Genomic DNA, 14,815 nt, shown 5'->3' with positions numbered 1-14,815 from the left:
GGCCGTGGTGGTCTTCGTGGTGCCCCCCTTGAAATTTGCGATGGAGATCGTGATCGCCTCCGCCCCTTCCGGGCGCAACATCTCCTTGCGGTAATCCCGCACCCACTGGCGCGTCTCGGCCAGGGTGAACAGTCTTTTACGACCGTTGGACACCAATGTTCCCGAAGGCATATCCTTGCGGCTCGCGACACGGTGGGCGAACGAACCTCGCGAGGTGGCCTCGCACAGGGTAGCCACTTGGTCGGCGCTGAAGGACGGCGCGGCCTTGCGAACCATCGGCGCCAGCATCGCCGAGCGGATGCTCGACAACATGGAGGCCGCATCCTCGGCCTGCTGGTGCACACTGGCCAGCGTGATTTGGGGTCGAATTTCCATCATTGAACGAGTTGGTGATTGACGGCACGATTGTGCGTGGTAGACGTGTTTTGCGCAAACGGACGAAGTTTCGTCCAATCCTTCCATCCTATTTCCTGAAAAAGCTCCAGAAGCCTGGCCCTGGGCTTTTCAGAGGTTAAATACCTTGAAGCCCTTTAATCCTTTATTGAGAAATATGTTCAATAAAATCAATGACTTGGCCGTGCTTTTGGAGGTTTACCAGTGAAATCTGGAGGTTCTCCAGTCGACGCCAGAGTGGATACGGTGGGATGCGGAGCACGTTCAGGCCGCGGGGAGAGTGGATACGGTAAAGCGGCAATCCTCGCTGTCGACGCAGCCTCCGGACCAAATCTTGTCTGTGAATCCGCCAAACCGGAGCTTTTACAGTAAGGCTGCGGGCCCGGGACTTCGGCGTGGTGGCGCTGAAAGCGGAGCTTTTACGGTAACCCCCATGCGGAAAGTGCGACTGCAACAAGTGAGTCGACGCTTCACATGAAGCTCCAGTGCGCTACAGTTGCATCATGGTCACAGGAGCAAGCCGAGAAGTTTCGACGCCCGCACGCGGGCCCGTGCCATTGCTCAAGCCCGTGTTCTCGCTGGCATTGGTTCCCCAGAACAATAAGATCACCGCGTTGGGTCGCAGAACATGGAACGTGTTGCTTCACATTGCGCAGAACCAGGGACTTGAGCGAGATACGTTTCGCGCGGCCTTGACCGACATCGTCAAAGGCCTCGACTACAACAGCGGGGACATGAAGATCATCAAGACGCACCTGCGTTCGATGATCACCACGCTGGTGGAATGGCAGTCACCCACTGCGGGCGAGTGGCAAACATGGGATGTGTGCGGCATGCTGTCGCACGCGAGGCTCACCAAGGAACGCGGACAGGTCTGGGTCGAATGGTCGTATGCGGTGAACATGCGCAACGAACTGCTGGATCCGGAAATCTTTGCGAAGCTGTCGCTGGAAGTCATCTCGCAACTGGGCTCCCATCCCGCGGTGGCGCTCTACGAGATCTGTTCCCGTTACCTGGGTGTCGGGCAGACGGCACGCAAGACATGGACCTGGTGGCGGCCCGTGTTGCTGGGGCGGCCCGATGATGAACGTCTGCAGCGCCTCGAGTACCGCATCTTCAAGCGCGATACCCTGCGGCCCGCGCTCGCTGAAATTAATGCCCTGGCAGACATCGAGATCGAGATGCTCGAGTTCAAGGCGGGGCGGTTCGTGTCGGATCTTCAATTCACCGTACGCAAGAAGCCTCAGCGGGTTCTGGCGCTGCAACAACGCTCGGCCGCCGAGCCGGTCGATGTCGCTGTGCTGGCGAGCGCGGAGCGGCTGGGCATTGACCACACCCGGATCGAGCGACTGATCGATGAGTTCGGCGACGCGGCCGTCACCACCGCGATCGAGGCGGTCGAGAAGCGCGCGGCCAGCGCCTTCCCGGAGCCGCTGCGCGATCCGCTCCGCTATTTAAAAAGCGTGCTGCCCGGCCATATGGCGGCGCAGGAAGAGGCGAGCGAGAAGGCCGTGGCGGCAAAGGAGCCGGAAGTCGTGCGCATGGCACCGAGCGACAGGCTGGCCCAATGGGAAAAGAAATGGCTTGCGGAGCGCATCGAGCTGCTGGCGGTCGAACTGGCTGGATTGTCTTCGGAACGTCAGGCCGAGCTGGTTCAAGGACTCCAAGAGGATCTGGTGCGTCGAAATGCGCATCCGGCCGTGATTCAGCGATTGGTCGGGAAGGGCTGGGCACACCCCATGGTGCGCCATGAGATGGTCAGCTTCTACGCCACTGGCGCCTATGGGCCGAATTGGAACAAGCCCACCGACAAGGAACTGCTTACTATTGCGGCCGCGCCGAACGCGTGAAATCGCCCGACGCCTGCGGCATGTTCGCACGAAGGATTCGGCAGCAGTGACTGCCAACTTCATTTATTGAGAGTGACCCCGTTGCCCCACGAGATCAAGAGCTCGATTGGAAGACGCAGCTCTCGGTGCACAAGGACCGGCTGGCCGAGCACCTCATGGCGTTCGGCGATCATCCGAACGGTGGCACGCTGGTCTTCGGGCATCGATGACGATGGCACGCCGGTCGGCGTTGATGCCGAGACGATTGCCCGCATCACCAACACGCTCGCCAATGTGGGACGCGGCGCGCTGGAGCCGCCGTTGGCGATCGGCCATACGGTCGTCGACTACCGCGGTGTCGCAGTCCTTCTGGTCTACGTGCCGGAGCAGCCCACCAAGCCGGTTCACCGCCGTGGCAAGTCCATAGAGGAAGCCTGGATCCGCTCGGATGGCACAACCCGCAAGGCCTCGCGCCAAGAGGTTGGTGGCATGTTCATGAACAGCTCCGCGCCCCGGTGGGAGGAGTTGCGCGCGTCGCCTCTGATCGACCTGGAGGAGGTGTACGCCTGCTCGACCTTGATGCGATCACTGGTCTTTTGCAGCGTCCGCTGCCAGGCGACCCGGAGGACCTGTCCCATTGGCTCGCGGCAGAAGGCATCACCGTCCCGGACGGACGAGGCCACTACATCACGAACTTCGGTGCCGTGGCTGCCGCACGAAAGCTGGAGGACTTTCCCGACCTCGAGAGAAAGCGCATCCGCGTGCGTCATAAGGTATCGCGGAACCAACAAGGTCGAGACCATCGACGAGTTGCCAGGACGGCGCGGCTATGCCGTCGGCTTCGAGGGATTGATTGGCCACCTGCGCAAAGTGCTTCCACACTCCGGGGTCATCCAGCAATCGCTTCGAACCGAAGTGTCCATGTACCCCGAACCGGCACTGCGCGAGTTGATCGCCAACGCGCTGATCGGGACGACGCCCGAGTCCAGAAATGAAAAACTGGCCTCGTCTTTTCGGCGCTACCGGATCTGCGAAGAGCGGGGCACTGGATTTCAGAAAATCGTCCGCACCATCGAGCTGTTCAGCCTGCCGCCCCTCGTGCTGGCACCGCAGGAAAACGCCTTCCGAGTCACGATCAGCGTACCGCGCAAGTTCACGGACATGTCGATGACCGAACGTATCGAAGCTTGCTATCAACACGCAGCGCTTCAATACCTCTCCAGCCAAACGCTGACCAATACGACCTTGAGAGAACGATTCAAGCTCAACGAGAAGCAGCGCAACCAGGTCACCAATCTCATCAGCGACGCGGTGGGGGCAGGGCGCATCAAGCGCAAGGACCTCGGCGCGGGCAAGAAATTCGCGGAATACATTCCTATTGGTCTTGAGCGCGAGCCGGTTGCGCATGCGAACGGCACGGCTCTTTCAAACGCTCCACGCGGGTGTTGCGCGCGGCTCAATTGCAGGCGGCGTCGAAGCGCCGCATCTGCGTTGCGACAGCAGCTCCCCAAGATGACACCGCGGCCACCTGCGGCGAATTCGGCTATGAATCGCCTCTTCGGATGAAGGCAAGTCGCGTCACGTGCTCAGCGTTCTGTACGCGACGTGGAGACCTTCGCGGTCAGGCAAGGCCTGCCGTGCGTATTCGAAGACGCCGCTGTCGCGCGGAGCCTGCCGCCAGTTGAGGCAGTTGTAGCGCGAAGGCGATTCCTCTTCTGCAGTGATCCGGATGAAATCGATCGCGTCGTCGAGGAGCGTCCAGCCGTCGACGGCCAGGAGCGCCTCCGGCGCAGGCATTGCACGATGTTCGAGTCGGCATTCAAGACAAGGGGAAGGGGGCACGGCTCGTGCGAGGTGCTCCTGGATAACGTCGCTCGCCATGAGCTGGCGTGCCTTGTCGACATGGCGAGTCCATTCCAGCAGTTCGAGCAGATGATGATCCACTCACTCGTAGCTGCGCTCCAGATAGGTGTCGGCATCGGCGCAACTGCCGGGATTCCAGAGGTCGAACCGCTCCATCAGGTGGTGCACCCGTTCGTTGCGCAGCGCCACGAGTTCTTCTCATGACTGCGAAGAATGCGACGCGCGCCTGCCGGCGCGATTCCCAATCGTGCACTGTGCCCGCTCAACTCGTGCTCGACCAGCACCGCCTTCATCAGGCGCTCGTACTGCTGGAGCCGGCACATGCACCGCCCAAGCTTTCATTGGACTTCGCTGCGTTGCTGCGTTGCTGCGTTGCTGCGTCGTGGTGGCGATGCTCGGCGCCGTGTGTGGCGGCAACGGCGAAGCCACCCTCTCGGATAGGAGAGGCCGTCATGCCGCAGGTCAGTGGAAAAGTCGAGACACGGCTTCGGCGATCGGTTCCGAGCGCATGTAGTGCAGCGGTGGTGAATCTTCGTCGCTGGCCTGTTGGTGAACCAGCAGCGCAGCGAGGCCCGTGGCTGTCGCCGAACCGCGCGTCGGCATCGGACCGCGAGAGTAGTCGACGACGCGTGGCGTGTCGCCGGCTTGCCCGAGCCAGACGATCGTCCAATAGAAGTGGCCGGCGATCGGCTGATCGACTGTCAGTTCAAGTCCGTTCTTCATGGCTGCCCTTCTTTGGTTAGTGCGAATGGGCTCATTTGGCGCCAGGACTGTCTGCGCAGGGTAGGTAGAAATTCACGGCCTGGCGCGGACCCGCTCGATTGCTCGGGATGCAGTGATTAAGTTGACGCCCGTGGTGCCCTCGTAGTGGCACGCGGTCCCATGACAGCTCGAGACGTCAAAGGGTGGGCGAGCCGCGCAGCCGCAGTATCTCGCCCAATGCTGACAAGTCGACCAGCAGGACGGCGATGCCGCGCTCGCTGCACCTCGCTGCAAATAGACGCCAACGTCTGAGCCTCGAAACGGATGAGGACGGCGGTAATCACGGCGCGGATGCCCGGTCGTGGGCGATCAACGGTCGATGCTCGTACAACCAGCCTCGGGCAAAGACAACCAGTGGTTCGCGCTCAGCGCATCGGGCGACCCTGTCACTCATCAACCGTACCAGGGCGCGGTGCTGGTCCGTATTCCGGCGAACGTGACCGGTCGTCATGCGTGCTGAGTTGCGCGTTCAGATTGTAGAAGCGGCGGTCACGATGGCCCGGAATGGGCGGTCACGATGCTCCGGAATACCCACGAAGGTCCGACGGCCTCGGTGATGGTTCACAACGAGGGCGAACCGATCCCTGCGAATCTGCTCGGCTCCCTTTTCGAGCCCATGGTGCGGGGCGCGGAAGGAAAGACCGCGGCACGCAGCGTCGGGCTCGGCCTGTTCATCGTCAAGGAAATCGCCGCTGCGCATGGCGGCGATGTCGAGGTGCGCTCGTCTTCGAGCGAAGGCACGACCTTCACGCTCCGGTTTCCTGCGCGCGAGGCGGTGCAAGTAAAAGCTTCTGCGTGCGAAAGAAAAATGCGCTGGCGATGCGCGACGCAGCTGCACACAATGAACTCCATCACATCGCCAGGAGTTCACTTGAAGATCGCACCATTCTCGAACGGCTTCGGCGCCGATGTCCTGGGCGTCGACCCGCATCTCCAGCTCGACGACGACGAGATCGCCCAGGTCCGGAGGGCCTGGCACCTGCACTCGATCCTTCGCTTCCGGCGGCTCGAAGTCACCCCCGATGAACACACGCGGTTCAGCCGCCGGCTCGGCAAGCTGCACATCATGACCCCGCTCAAGTTCAACCTCGAGGGGTACCCCGAGGTCTTCGTGGTGTCCAACGCCAGCAAGCGCAACCCTGACGAGCCGGTGAGCAAGTCTGCCGGGGAAGTCGGCCTGCGACGCGCCGGGGAGGGCTTCCACACCGATGGCGAGGACAAGGCCATCCCGAACGCGGGCTCCATGCTGTACGCCGCCCAGGTCCCTCCCGAGAAGGGCGACACGCTCTTCGTGGACATGTACGCGGCGTACGAGGCGCTGCCTGCGGAAGTGAAAGGCTTGATCGCGGGCCGGCGCGCACGCTTCAGCCGCATCGATCTGCACCCAGTGCACTACCCCCACATGGATCCGCTCACGCCTGAGCAGAAATTGGAGCGGCCGGACGTGTTCCACCCTCTCGCCCGGGCGCATCCGTATTCCGGTCGGACGGCCCTGTACATCGGTCGCTGGGCCTGCGATGTCGAAGGTCTGCCTGTCGAAGAAGGCCGCGCACTGGTGCGCTATCTGCAGGACTTCGCCAAGCAGCCGAGGTTCATCTACACCCAGAAGTGGCAGAAGGGCGATGCGATCCTCTGGGACAACCGCTGTACGCAGCATTGCGCGACCGGCTTCGACGATGAACGGCATGTGCGCACGATGTACAGAACCACGCTGGAAGGCGAAACGCCGTTGATGGCGCGCACGCCGGTGCGGCTCAAGCTGGAAGAATTCGCGTGAACATCCGCTTCCTCGAGACCGTGCTGTGGCTCGCGCAGCTGCGAACGATCAAGGCCACTGCCGATCGTCTCTGCATCACCCACACGGCCATCTCCAGCCGCATCGCCTCGATCGAGCAGGACCTGGGCGTCAGCCTCTTCACCCGCTCGGCGCAGGGCTTCGAGCCGACGGCCGACGGACTGCGCTTCATCGAGGAGGCAAGCAAGATCGTGGATGCCTACCAGCGGCTGCGGCGGGTCATGCTCGACCCGGGCCGCGTACGCGGCACGCTTCGGATTGGCTCGGTCAGCACCCTCATACCCACGGTCTTCTCCATCCTGGGCAAGACACTGCGCGAGGAGTACCCGCACGTTTCCCTCGTCATCAGCACGGACCTCCCGGAGCGACTCCTGAAGGACTTTCGTGGCGGCCGGCTCGACCTGCTGCTCACGTCGAGTTGGCCTGACGACCCGCACTTCGATGTGGTGCCGCTTTGCAAGGTCGCCATGGGTTGGGTCGCGAGCGAGCAGCTCGGCATCGACACCCACAGGCCACTGACCCCTGATCAGCTTGCTGCGTATCCCATCATCGGCTACCCGGCAGGGACCGAATCGCAAATGCGGATCGACGCGTACTTCTCCGGCATCGGGCGCGAGCTCGTGCTGCACGCCGGGAACGGGCTGCCAAGCAACCTGCAGATGGCGAAGTCCTGCATCGGAATCGCGGCCGTGCCCAAGGTGGCGGCGCGCGGCGACCTGAACCGCGGGGACCTGGTGCTGGTCCCGACCACGCAGCCCTACCCCGACGTCGGCTACGCCGCACTGTTCCTGCGCGATGGAGACAACGATCTCCCCCGTGCCATCGCGGCACTCGCCCGCCAAGCCGCCGCGCAATTCTGCGAGGCATCCGATCCTTCCGACGCCTGGCCCATGGATGCGTCGGACAACCCAGAGCAAGCATGAAAGTCTCCCTGATCCAGATGAACTCCGTCGCCGACAAGGCGCGCAATGTCGCAGACGCCCATCGGCTGGCCCGCAAGGCGGTCGAGATCGACGGCGCAGAGCTGGTGGTCTTCCCGGAACACTTCGACTGGGCCGGCGGTAGCGTCGCCGAGAAAGTCGCGGCCGGAGAAGATGTGCGAGGCGGTCCGGCCTACGACATGTGCCAGCGACTGGCGCGAGATTGCCAGATCCATGTCCACAGCGGCAGCTTCTACGAGACTGCCGCCGGATTGGGCCGCGTCTACAACACGACCGTGATCTTCAATCCCGAAGGCGAGGAGATCGGGCGCTATCGCAAGATCCATCTGTTCGACATCCACACGCCCGATGGATTGCGCTACGGGGAGTCCGACTCCGTCCTGGCGGGATCGGAAACCTGCGTGATCGACATCCACGGGTTTCGCATGGGATTGGCCATCTGCTACGACATCCGATTTCCGGAGCTGTTCCAGAAGCTGATGCGGGATGGCGCGGACGTGATCGTGCTGCCCGCCGCCTTCACCCTGCAGACCGGCAAGGACCACTGGGAAGTGCTGTGCCGAGCCCGGGCCATCGAGACGCAGTGCTATTTCCTTGCCGCGGCGCAGATCGGCGCGCTGGAACACAACGGTGAGACTCGATACACCTACGGCCACTCCCTCTTCTGTGATCCGTGGGGGCACGTGATCGCGCGCGCATCCGACCAGGTCGGAATCGTATCCGCCAGACTTGATCGAGGTTTGATAGCCAAGACACGCAAACAGATCCCTCTGGCGCAACACAAGGTTCTCTGAGATGAAAAAGTTTCGCATTGGGGCGATGCCTTCGCCTATTTCGGACGCCGTGAAGCAGAGGCTATCGGAAGTGGAAACCGCTACGGTCGGGCACATTCGGCAATGGGGGTTCATGGATCCGGAGATCCAAGCGCTGCGCCACACGCGCCGAGTAGTCGGTGTCGCGGTGACCCTGGCATTGCCTGCGCAGGATTCCACGTTGTTGCACCACACCCTCGGCCTGTTGCGACCGGGGCACATCGTGGTCATCGATCGCCTGGGCGATCGCAAGCACGCATGCTGGGGTGGCGGCGTCACGAATGCGGCGCATGCGTCCGGGGCTACGGCTGCCATTGTCGATGGGATGTGTACCGACCCGCTGGAGATTGCAGAGCTGCAATTCCCGGTTTGGTGCCGAGGAATCACACCCATCACCACGCGCATTTACGACCTCGGTGGCATGTTGAACATGCCTGTGTCATGTGGCGGAGCGGTCGTGAACCCCGGTGACATCATCCTGGCCGACGAAAACGGGGTGCTCGTGCTGTCGCCGGACGAGGTCGACGAAGTAGCCGACTACGCCCTTGCCAAGCAGCAGCGCGGCATGGAGAACGTGCGCCGCATCCACGAGGGAACCCGCCTGGGCGATCTGTCTGGTGCCACGAAGTTCGTGGAACGGGATGCGATCGATTGAGGCTGTTCCTGGCGCGCGATGAACAGAAGACAGCTGATCTTTTTTTCTTGCGTGGTGGTTTCCCCTGCGCAAACTCCTTTCTGAAAGATTCCCATGAAGAAAATCGTGATCGGCCTGGCCGCGGTGGTGTTGCTTTGTCTCTCGGTGGCGGCCCGAGCCGAGTGGCCCGACAAGCCGATCAGGATCCTGGTGCCGTTCCCTTCGGGCAACTCTTCGGACGTGTCGATGCGGCTGCTGGGCCAGAAGCTATCGGTGCGCCTCGGCCAGCCCATCGTCGTGGAGAACCGGGTCGGCGCGGGGGGGACCGTCGGGACCGGCCAGGCCGCCAAGGCTGCCCCTGACGGATATACCTTGGCCATGGGCTCGACCGGACCGCTGGCGATCGCAAGAGCGCTGAGGCCAGACTCATTGCCTTACGACACGGCGAGGGATTTCATGGTCGTCGGCGCCGTCGCCTGGGCGCCTCAGGTGCTCGTCGTCCGAAAGGACCTTCCGATCTCCAGTTTCCAGGAATTTCTTGCCTACGGACGCCGGCCGGACGTCAAGCTGAACTACGGCTCGCCTGGGAATGGGACCACGCCGCATCTCGTCATTGCACAGTTGGTCAACGAGACCCGGATCAACGCGGAGCACATTCCCTTCCAAGGTGGAACTCAGGCCTTGACCAGCCTCATTGGTGGTCAGATCGATTTCATCTCCGACAACGTTCCCGTGGTCCAGGGTGCCATCGCCGGCGGTCGCGTCAGGGCGTTGGCCGTCACCTCGGGTACTCGTATTCCTTCCATGGAGAGTGTGCCGACTCTCAAAGAGCTGGGTGTCAAGGACTTCGACCTGCAAGGATGGATCCTTCTGATCGCTCCAAAGGGACTTCCGGAGACGATCTCCAGCAAGCTCGTCGCCGCGGTCGAGGACGTCATGAAGATGCCGGACGTTCGTCAGCGGCTGCTGGAGCTCGGACTGGTTCCCATGGACATGCCGCGCGCCCGTCTGCCGGGATTCCTCCAATCCGAAGCCACGAAGTGGGCTGCGGTCGTCAAGGTCTCCGGCGCGGCGGAGAGCACTCGCTGAGGGGCTGCGCCGCCGCGATGCATTCGAGAAGTACCCCCTGGTCGCCGCACTGGTTCGCCAGCAGCAGGACCAGGCGCGCATTGAGATCGGCGCTCTCGGCCTCGGTCAAACCCTCGTGGGCCTCGACCAGCGCGGCATAGAAGCCGTCGGGATCCGGGATCCGGAGTTCGGTGTTCATCGGGTGTTTGTCTTCCAGTCCTGTGCCAGCAAGGTCTGCAATGCGGTCGTGATGGAAGCCGCCGTGGGCGTGTCGATCATGGCCGCTCGATAGGCGTCCGGACGCACCATGCAGAGGCTGCCGGGCGCCGGGTCTCCCAGCTGGCGTGCCAATGCCTCGTCCGGCAGCAGCGTGGGCAGTCCGCTCGTGCCGCCGATCGCCACCAGGCGCAGCGGCAGCGCGGCCGTTGCGTCGAGCGCCGCCTGCGCCCGGGCCGCGTCGGGTGCGAACCACAGGCCGAGGCAGCATGAATCGTTGCCGAGCAGCGCCATCAGCGTGGTCGGCGTGCCGTCGGCGTGGCGCAGCTGCAGGTTCTGCACCGAGCGCGCGCCGCCGGGCAGCTGCGCCGTGGCCGGGTAGTCGTTGGCCACCGACATGCGGCCGGTGTTGACCAGCGCCCGGGCGAAGGCGTGCTTCGATGCCAGCGCGAGCACCGCGCGGCGCAACCGGCGCTCGGCCGGCGAGCGCGGCGCCAGGAAGCGGGCCGAACGGCTGCTGACGCGCAGGTTCTCCACCGCCGCCGGTCGGCGCTCGGCGTCGTAGCTGTCGAGCAGCGCATCCGCGGCGCGGCCCTGTGCGATCAGCGCCAGCTTCCAGCCCAGGTTGGCCGCGTCCTGGATGCCGCTGTTGCCGCCGCGCGCACCGAAGGGGCTCACGACGTGGGCCGAGTCGCCGATGAACAGGATCCGGCCATGGCGGAAGTGGTCGAGCAGGTGATCGCGATAGCCGTAAGGGCCGATCCAGACGAACTCGAACTCGACCCCCGGCCCGAGTTGTTCGCGCAGCCGCGCGCCGGCCACCTCGGGCTTGCTGATGTGCGCGGTGTCGCAGTCCTCGGGCATCTGGTAGTCGATGCGCCAGACGCCGTCGCCCATCAGGTGCTGCCATACCGCGCGGCCTTCGTTGAAGGCCGCGTCGACCCAGGTCCAGCGTTCGGTCGGCAATGGCTTCTTGAAGCGCACATCGCTGATGCACCAGCGGTCCGTGCTGCGCGAGGGATGGGCATCGAGGCCGAGCTGTTCGCGGATCGGGCTGTGGGCGCCGGTGGCGTCCACCAGGTGGTCGGCCTCGATCGTGTAGTTGCCGGCTGGCGTCTCCACATCGATGCGCGCGCCGTCGGCAAGCGGTGTCACCCGGGTCGCGCGGTTTTTCCAGCGCAGGTCGGTCAGGCCGAGTTCGAGGATGCGGTCGACCAGGAACCATTCGACGTAGAACTGCTGCAGGTTGATGAAGGGCGGCTGTTCCGAGACGCTGTCGGTCTTCAGGTTGAACTGGTAGACCTCTTGCTCGCCCGAGAAGGTACGTCCGAAGGACCAGGTGATGCCCTTGCCGGCCACCCGCTCGTAGATGCCCAGGCGCGCGAAGATCTCCAGTGTCTTCTGCGCATAGCAGATGCCGCGCGACGAAGCGCCGCGCACGCCGACCGTGTCGTCCTCGTCCAGCAGCAGCGCGCGCACGCCGCGCCGCGCCAGATCGCAGGCCAGGGTCAGGCCGGCCGGCCCGGCGCCCACGATGACGATCGGATGCCGCACGATGGGCGCGCGCGCCTCCAGTTCGGGCGGCGCCACGAAGGGCCAGCTCGGCAGTTCGTAGGGCGGCGCGAAGACAAAGCCTTCCGCCTGCGTGGTGCCGGTGTTCACAGCGCCTCTGCCCATCCGGCGATCGCGTTGGCAGCGAATTGCACCAGCTGCGGCTGACCCGCGAGATAGTGATTGCCGCCGACGATGTCCACGTTGCGGATGCGCGCGCCACCGGCGGCCATCCACGCATCGCGGGTGCTCGGAAAGGTCGACGCGTCGCCGGTGTAGGTCAGCAGCAGCAACGGCACGCGGGTGCGGGCCAGGTTCGAGGGCCCATCGGCCTGCGAGCGCGAGGACCACTGCGAGAGGAAGGCGGTCAGCGAGGTGGTGCGGCCCATCGCATTGGCCGAATAGTTCACCTGGCGCGCATCGCCCCAAACACTGCCGGGCAGGCGATCGTTGCTGTCGATCGAGAGATCCACGCAGCGCGGATCGGCATGTGTGCGGTAGACGATGAAGGCCTGGTCGCGCGGCGCGCCGGGCGTGCTGCGCAGCAGCCGGAGCCGCTCGATCACCCAGCGCTCGATGCGCTCGAGCCGCGCGGCCTGGGCGGCGCTGAAGCGCGCCAGGAATCCGGCGGCGTACGGCAGCGCATGGCGTGCGTCGTACATGTCGAGCGCCGGGTCGACCGAGAGCGGATCGTGCTCGTCCGTCACCGAGGGATCGATCCAGTCGCGCAGCAGCTTCGAGCGGCCCGGGTGGGCAGCGCAGAGCGCGATGCCGTCCACGGGCGGCAGGTCGTGCGGATGCAGGTGGGTTTCGTCGCCGTCGGGAAAGCGGTGAGCCGTGAGCTTCTCGGCCTGCGCCTGGTAGAAGCTCGCGAGCGCGGCCCCGCCGGAATTGCCGATCAGCAGCACCCGCTCATAGCCCGCGGCGCGCAGGAACTGCACGCCCGCGCCGAGGTCCTGGATGGCACGCTCCATCAGCAGCAAGGTGTCGTTGCCCATGTAGCGCGAGTTGAGCCCCATGCAGGCAATGCCCCGGTCGGCCAGCGGCCCGATCAGGTAGTGGCCCATGAAGTTGCTGGTCGGATGCATCACGATGGCCGCGACCTTCTTCGGCCCGGCCGGCGCGCGCCAGGCGCCATAGATGCGCGGCCGCAGCATCTGCAGACCCGACTGGCTTTCCAGGGAGGCGCCCGGCTGGACGTCGATGACGGCGAGTTGCAGCTCAGCCATGGGCCGCGTTGCGCAGTGCGCCCTTGCGTGCGGTCCAGGCATCCAGCAGCGCGCGGGCCTGGCGTGCGTGTTCGTCCATCTCGGCCTGGGGCACGGTGGGCGTGGTCAGTTCGAGCCGGATGCCGTTCGGGTCGAAGAAATAGATCGACTGGATGATGTGATGGTCGGTCGGGCCCAGCACCTCGACCCCGGCCGCTTCGAGCCGGGCCTTGGCCGCCAGCAGCTCGGGCACCGAATCGACGCGCAGTGCCAGGTGGTTGACCCAGACCGGCGTGTTGGGAGAGGGCAGTGCCGCGGTGTCGTCGCCGAGATCGAAGAAGGCGATCGACGAGCCGTCGCCCAGCTGGAAGAAGATGTGGACGTAGGGGCAGTATTCACCGGTGCTCGGGACGTGATCGGCCTGGATCACGTGGGTCAGCGGCAGGCCCAGCAGGTCCTCGTAGAAGCGGCGGGTCTCCTCGCTGTCGCGGCAGCGCCAGGCGAAATGATGAAGGCCGCGCACCGGCACGGGCGGCGAGGCGAGAGAGGGCGTCTCGGCAGGCATGGTGGTCTTGTCTCCGGCGGGTCGTCGAGGCCGATGGGGCCCAGCGTCTTTCTATCATTCAATCGAAATAAATTCATCGCTGCCCGCTGCGGTGGACATCACGAAGCCAGCGTCCGTTGCTGCCCTGCATGGCGTTGCGCCATACCCGCTCAGCGGGCGGCCTCACGAACCGGGAGCGCTTCCACGCGGGCGCGAAGCGCGGCGCCATCCTTCAGGGCCAGGGCCCGGAACTCCTGGGGCGATCGCATCGGCATGGTTTCGTAGCCCAGCTCCGAGATCCTGCCTTGCACTGCGGGGTCCCCAAGCGCTTGCGACGTGGCGTCGAACAGGGTGCGTACCACGTCATCCGGCAGGCCTTTGGGCCCCATCAGGCCATACCAGTAACTCATCGCGAAGCCTTTCACGCCGGACTCGGCCAAGGTGGGCACATCCGGCATGAGTTGGGACCGGTGGTCGAGCGTGATCGCCACTGCATTGAGCTTCCCTTCGCGCGCCATCGGCAGGACAGCCCCGGGCCCCATGAAGGTCAGCGGTGCATCACCGCCGAGGACAGCCATCACCGCCGGGCTGCCGCCCTTGTACAGGACCTCGTCCAGGTTGAGGCCCGACAGTCTTTTCAGATCCGCGGTGACGATCTCGGGATACGTTCCTCCAGGGGAAGCAATGAACATTGGCGTCGTCGACTGCCTGGCTTTTGCAGCGACGTCCGCAAAGGTGCGAAGTCCGGAGTCCTTCTTGGTTGCAAGGACGAAAAAGCTGCTTGCGATCCGATTGATGGGCGTAAAGCTGGTCTCCCCGTAGGAGACCGTCGGCGCATACGCCACCTTGTCGGCGCCGAGCACGGATTCGGCCCCGAACAGCAGTGTGTAGCCATCCGGTCGGGCCGAGGCCACGTAGGCGGCGCCGAGCGTGGAATTCGCGCCGGGCTTGTTCTCGACGATGACGGCCTGCTTGAGCGTACGCCCCATGTGTTCGGCCAGGATGCGCGCGATGCCGTCGGAGCCGCCGCCGGGAGGAAAGCCCACGATGATGCGCACGGGGTGGTCTGGGAAGGCACTCGCTGCATGCGCCATCGACGCACTGGCGATCGCGATCGCCGCGAGCAAGGCTGCAGGAATTCGTTTCATCCGGGTCTCCAAGAGTTGCTTTGCATGGACAGCCGCCATTCTGAAATCGTG

The 14,815-nt window shown here is 64.3% G+C and carries 14 protein-coding genes and 2 pseudogenes; 8 read left to right on the top strand and 8 right to left on the bottom strand.

Annotation, left to right across the window (positions count from 1 at the left end):
- A pseudogene (locus E5P2_RS37280) lies at window positions 1-462 on the bottom strand (hypothetical protein); the annotation flags it as partial.
- 482 nt (window positions 463-944) lie between these two features.
- On the opposite strand from E5P2_RS37280, the gene E5P2_RS37275 reads away from it, so the two are divergent.
- Window positions 945-2,243, top strand: a complete 1,299-nt coding sequence (locus tag E5P2_RS37275) for a replication initiation protein (protein WP_162572118.1) — start codon at window positions 945-947, stop codon at window positions 2,241-2,243.
- Window positions 2,244-2,423: 180 nt separating this feature from the next.
- Window positions 2,424-3,788: an ATP-binding protein gene (locus tag E5P2_RS37270; protein WP_162572117.1), complete on the top strand. Its 1,365-nt coding sequence runs from the start codon at window positions 2,424-2,426 to the stop codon at window positions 3,786-3,788.
- 12 nt (window positions 3,789-3,800) lie between these two features.
- Here E5P2_RS37270 and E5P2_RS38110 read toward each other — a convergent pair whose 3' ends face one another.
- Both E5P2_RS38110 and E5P2_RS37260 read right to left on the bottom strand, forming a co-directional pair.
- Window positions 3,801-4,166 carry a hypothetical protein gene (locus tag E5P2_RS38110; RefSeq protein WP_232081068.1) on the bottom strand — a complete coding sequence of 122 codons (366 nt, stop codon included), beginning with the start codon at window positions 4,164-4,166 and terminating at the stop codon, window positions 3,801-3,803.
- A gap of 381 nt (window positions 4,167-4,547) precedes the next feature.
- A complete protein-coding gene (locus tag E5P2_RS37260; RefSeq protein WP_162571343.1) occupies window positions 4,548-4,808 on the bottom strand; it encodes a hypothetical protein in 261 nt (86 codons plus the stop codon).
- 556 nt (window positions 4,809-5,364) lie between these two features.
- Between E5P2_RS37260 and E5P2_RS38470 the strand changes: the two are divergent.
- The 6 genes and pseudogenes from E5P2_RS38470 to E5P2_RS37235 all read left to right on the top strand — a co-directional run.
- Window positions 5,365-5,556 (top strand): annotated as a pseudogene (locus tag E5P2_RS38470) (ATP-binding protein); the annotation flags it as partial.
- Window positions 5,557-5,718: 162 nt separating this feature from the next.
- Window positions 5,719-6,624: a TauD/TfdA dioxygenase family protein gene (locus E5P2_RS37255; protein ID WP_232081066.1), complete on the top strand. Its 906-nt coding sequence runs from the start codon at window positions 5,719-5,721 to the stop codon at window positions 6,622-6,624.
- The gene (locus E5P2_RS37250) at window positions 6,621-7,565 is read left to right on the top strand and encodes a LysR family transcriptional regulator (protein ID WP_162572114.1); all 945 of its coding nucleotides are present in this window, start codon (window positions 6,621-6,623) and stop codon (window positions 7,563-7,565) included. The genes E5P2_RS37255 and E5P2_RS37250 overlap by 4 nt, the downstream gene beginning before the upstream one ends.
- Window positions 7,562-8,377 (top strand): carbon-nitrogen hydrolase family protein, encoded by an 816-nt coding sequence (locus E5P2_RS37245; RefSeq protein WP_162572113.1) that lies wholly within the window; start codon window positions 7,562-7,564, stop codon window positions 8,375-8,377. Before E5P2_RS37250 ends, E5P2_RS37245 begins: the two co-directional genes overlap by 4 nt.
- A gap of 1 nt (window position 8,378) precedes the next feature.
- On the top strand, window positions 8,379-9,050 hold the full coding sequence (locus tag E5P2_RS37240) for an RraA family protein (protein ID WP_162572112.1): 672 nt from the start codon (window positions 8,379-8,381) through the stop codon (window positions 9,048-9,050).
- Window positions 9,051-9,143: 93 nt separating this feature from the next.
- Window positions 9,144-10,118, top strand: coding sequence for a Bug family tripartite tricarboxylate transporter substrate binding protein (locus tag E5P2_RS37235; RefSeq protein WP_162572111.1), 975 nt, complete (start codon window positions 9,144-9,146; stop codon window positions 10,116-10,118).
- Here the strand turns inward: E5P2_RS37235 and E5P2_RS37230 are convergent.
- From E5P2_RS37230 to E5P2_RS37210, 5 genes are all read right to left on the bottom strand, one after another.
- The gene (locus E5P2_RS37230; RefSeq protein ID WP_162572110.1) at window positions 10,084-10,296 is read right to left on the bottom strand and encodes a DUF2783 domain-containing protein; all 213 of its coding nucleotides are present in this window, start codon (window positions 10,294-10,296) and stop codon (window positions 10,084-10,086) included. The genes E5P2_RS37235 and E5P2_RS37230 overlap by 35 nt on opposite strands.
- Window positions 10,293-11,975, bottom strand: coding sequence for an FAD-dependent oxidoreductase (locus E5P2_RS37225; RefSeq protein WP_232081065.1), 1,683 nt, complete (start codon window positions 11,973-11,975; stop codon window positions 10,293-10,295). The genes E5P2_RS37230 and E5P2_RS37225 overlap by 4 nt, the downstream gene beginning before the upstream one ends.
- On the bottom strand, window positions 11,972-13,093 hold the full coding sequence (locus E5P2_RS37220) for an alpha/beta hydrolase family protein (RefSeq protein ID WP_162572108.1): 1,122 nt from the start codon (window positions 13,091-13,093) through the stop codon (window positions 11,972-11,974). Before E5P2_RS37220 ends, E5P2_RS37225 begins: the two co-directional genes overlap by 4 nt.
- Window positions 13,086-13,637 carry a VOC family protein gene (locus E5P2_RS37215; RefSeq protein WP_162572107.1) on the bottom strand — a complete coding sequence of 184 codons (552 nt, stop codon included), beginning with the start codon at window positions 13,635-13,637 and terminating at the stop codon, window positions 13,086-13,088. The genes E5P2_RS37220 and E5P2_RS37215 overlap by 8 nt, the downstream gene beginning before the upstream one ends.
- Window positions 13,638-13,786: 149 nt before the next feature.
- The gene (locus E5P2_RS37210; RefSeq protein WP_162572106.1) at window positions 13,787-14,764 is read right to left on the bottom strand and encodes a tripartite tricarboxylate transporter substrate binding protein; all 978 of its coding nucleotides are present in this window, start codon (window positions 14,762-14,764) and stop codon (window positions 13,787-13,789) included.
- Between the last annotated feature and the right edge of the window lie 51 nt (window positions 14,765-14,815).

It is taken from the genome of Variovorax sp. SRS16, from assembly GCF_901827165.1.
Taxonomy (GTDB): Bacteria; Pseudomonadota; Gammaproteobacteria; order Burkholderiales; family Burkholderiaceae_C; genus Variovorax.
Note: the sequence above shows the minus strand (reverse complement) of the source record. Positions and strands in the feature narration are given on the sequence as shown.

Bases quoted from the DNA above. Each gene is read 5' to 3' on its own strand.
- E5P2_RS37210 (WP_162572106.1), bottom strand. From the start codon at position 14,764: ATGAAACGAATTCCTGCAGCCTTGCTCGCGGCGATCGCGATCGCCAGT.
- E5P2_RS37220 (WP_162572108.1), bottom strand. From the start codon at position 13,093: ATGGCTGAGCTGCAACTCGCCGTCATCGACGTCCAGCCGGGCGCCTCC.
- E5P2_RS37215 (WP_162572107.1), bottom strand. From the start codon at position 13,637: ATGCCTGCCGAGACGCCCTCTCTCGCCTCGCCGCCCGTGCCGGTGCGC.
- E5P2_RS37230 (WP_162572110.1), bottom strand. From the start codon at position 10,296: ATGAACACCGAACTCCGGATCCCGGATCCCGACGGCTTCTATGCCGCG.
- E5P2_RS37260 (WP_162571343.1), bottom strand. From the start codon at position 4,808: ATGAAGAACGGACTTGAACTGACAGTCGATCAGCCGATCGCCGGCCAC.
- E5P2_RS37240 (WP_162572112.1), top strand. From the start codon at position 8,379: ATGAAAAAGTTTCGCATTGGGGCGATGCCTTCGCCTATTTCGGACGCC.
- E5P2_RS37235 (WP_162572111.1), top strand. From the start codon at position 9,144: ATGAAGAAAATCGTGATCGGCCTGGCCGCGGTGGTGTTGCTTTGTCTC.
- E5P2_RS37245 (WP_162572113.1), top strand. From the start codon at position 7,562: ATGAAAGTCTCCCTGATCCAGATGAACTCCGTCGCCGACAAGGCGCGC.